General features: G+C 62.2%; 1 protein-coding gene and 1 pseudogene. Both read left to right on the top strand.

Translation table 11 applies throughout. From position 1 onward, the window contains the following. On the top strand, nucleotides 1-238 hold a 238-nt coding region (locus E2A64_RS17705; RefSeq protein WP_158285800.1), incomplete at its 5' end, for an autotransporter outer membrane beta-barrel domain-containing protein. Between the two features lie 209 nt (nucleotides 239-447). Then, nucleotides 448-2,679 (top strand): annotated as a pseudogene (locus E2A64_RS17710) (hypothetical protein); the annotation flags it as partial.

The raw sequence follows: 2,679 nt of genomic DNA on the forward strand, positions 1-2,679 counted from the left end.
CATTGCCTGGAACCACACATTTGGCGACATCACGCCGACCACCGACATGGTCATTGCGGCGAAAAGCCTGCCCTTCACCATCGCCGGCAATGTGGGTGCGCGTGACGTCGGCCTCGTCGGCCTCGGTCTCAACTTCGCCGTCACGCCTGCGATGGACGTCGCCATCGACTATACCGGCGCATTCGGCCGCGACCAGCAGGACCATGCGCTCTCGGCCGGGCTGACCGCCCGCTTCTGAGCCCAAAAAACCGGCGGGCCGGTCAGTCGCGCTGGCCCGCCAAGTTTTTCGGCTGGCGGAACGGTCTCCGCCGCCTCGGGCCTTCGATCCACGAATTGTGGTTAGTATTTTCTAAATTAGGCTGCGTTATAATCCGCGATATGTCAGGTGCCGACTTGCCGGGGGGAGTGCCGGCGGAAAGCAAAGATCAGAGACGGGTTTTCAACGATATGCGGTCGGTTTCAATTACATCCATTCCATCCAGCGCCAGGCGTTGCGCAACGACGCGATGCGCAACTGCGGGCCGCAGCCTGCTCGGCGCGGCACTTCTGACCTCCACTGCACTGGTCGGCGTTCTGAACGGCCCGGTCTTTGCCGCAAATCTGATCGTCGACGGCAAGGATCAGCGGGAAATCACCACGCCTCTCGATCTGGAGGGCGGCGTGGTAAATGTTGGTGTCATCCCCGGATCCGATGCCACGCTGACCATTTCGAGCGGTGGAGAGCTTGAAAGTGGTGCGGGCGTCCTTGGACGTATCAATGGCGCAAAGGGCACGGTGACCGTCTCCGGTACGGGCTCATGGCAAGCAGATAGCATTCGCCTGGGCGATACGGCGGGTACCACGGGCGTCTTGAACGTTCTGGATGGCGGCACCGTCAAGGTTGTCGATGGTCCGCTCGAGCTCGGATTTGCCGGGACGTTCGGATCTTACGGCGTGGCGAAAGGGACTGCGACGGTTTCCGGTACCGGCTCCAGGCTCGAGGCCGGTGATGTCTATGTAGGCTTCAACGGCGAGGGCGCGCTCAACGTGCAGGAGGGCGGCTACGCCAGAATGGAGGGGAATGTCGCTGCCGGATACAAGTACGGTTCGACCGGCATCATTACGGTTTCCGGCAGTGGCTCCAAGGTTCACATCACTGGCGGTTTTGCGGTCGGTATCTTCGGCGAAGGCACCTTGAATGTGCTGAACGGCGGTGATGTGAATGCCCAGTCTGCGATGACTTTGGGCTTAGGTGAAGGCTCTGTCGGAGCGGTGACGGTCTCAGGGGCCGATTCGAGGCTTACATCGCAGAGCAGCTTGTATGTCGGCTTTAACAGCGAGGCTACGTTGAATGTCACCAACGGCGGCTATGTCAGTGCGGCGAGAGACGTCTTTCTCGGCACATTCGCAGACAGCAACGGCACCGTAACCGTGTCTGGCAAAGACGCACGGCTGACCACGGCAAAAGACTTGGTCGTCGGCTATAATGGCGAGGGAACATTGAATGTCCTGGGCGGCGGCTATGTCAAATCAAAGGAGAGCGTCTTTTTAGGATACAAGGACGGATCGACCGGTACTGTGACTGTCTCCGGCAGCGGGGCAAAGCTCAAAGTGGAAGAGGGAGGTGTTTATGTCGGAGCACCCAATTACGAGAGCGACGGTGCGCTGACGGTGTCCAAGGGGGGCATTGTCGAGGCTGATCAGGGCTTTTCTCTTGCGTTCGACGTGGATTCGCAAGGCACGCTCAATATCGGGGCGGCGTCCGGCGAGGAGGCGCTGGCGGCGGGTTCGGTAAAGGGGGCGGACGGGGCTGCCGCAACCATCGAATTCGGCGAGGGCGACGGTACGCTCGTCTTCAACCACACCGATGAGAATTACGGTTTCGACGCCATCGTGTCGGGCGAAGGCCTGCTCAAACACGAGGCCGGCAATACCAGCCTGACCGGCGACTGGTCGGCATTTACCGGAACGGGCGAGATCAGCGGCGGCGTGCTGTCCGTCGATACGGATTTCGGCGGCTCGATGACCGTTCTCGCGGGCGGCACGGTGGCCGGCAGCAAGACCGTCGACGGCGATGCCGAATTCGAGGAAGGGTCCGCCTTCCAGGTCGATATCAGCTCCACCGACGTTCTCGACGTGGCCGGCACCGTCACCATCGGTTCGGGCGCCGATGTCGTGTTCGTCTCCAAGGGTGCGCTCGCCTTCGAGCTCGGCGTCACCACCGCGATCATGACCGCCGGCGAGATCGACGGCGAATTCGGCGCGGTTCTCGCCGAGGACGTTTTCAACGGCGCGCTCTTCCTCGAGGGGCGGCTCTCCTATACCGAGACGACCATCGATCTGACGCTCGACCGCAACGACGTGGCCTTCTCCGACTTCACCCTGACGCCCACCCAGGCGGCCATCGCCGATGCGGTGGAAAGCCTCGGCCAGGGCAATGGCGTCTTCGACACTTTCGTCGCCTTCACCGAAAAGGACGATGTGGTCGATGCGGTCATCGCACTGTCCGGCGAGGCCCATGCCTCGACCCAGGCCTCGGTGATCCAGAGCGCCGGGCTGACCCGCGACCAGGTCAATGCGCGCATTCGCTCGGCCTTTGCGGTCGGTGAGGCGGAGGGCGATTACGCGGCCCTTGCCTATGGCGAGGAAGCCAAGGCCCCGGCCGCCTTCGACAAGGTTGCCGGTTCGACACCCGCCGGA

It is taken from the genome of Pseudohoeflea suaedae (assembly GCF_004354915.1).
GTDB lineage: Bacteria > Pseudomonadota > Alphaproteobacteria > Rhizobiales > Rhizobiaceae > Pseudohoeflea > Pseudohoeflea suaedae.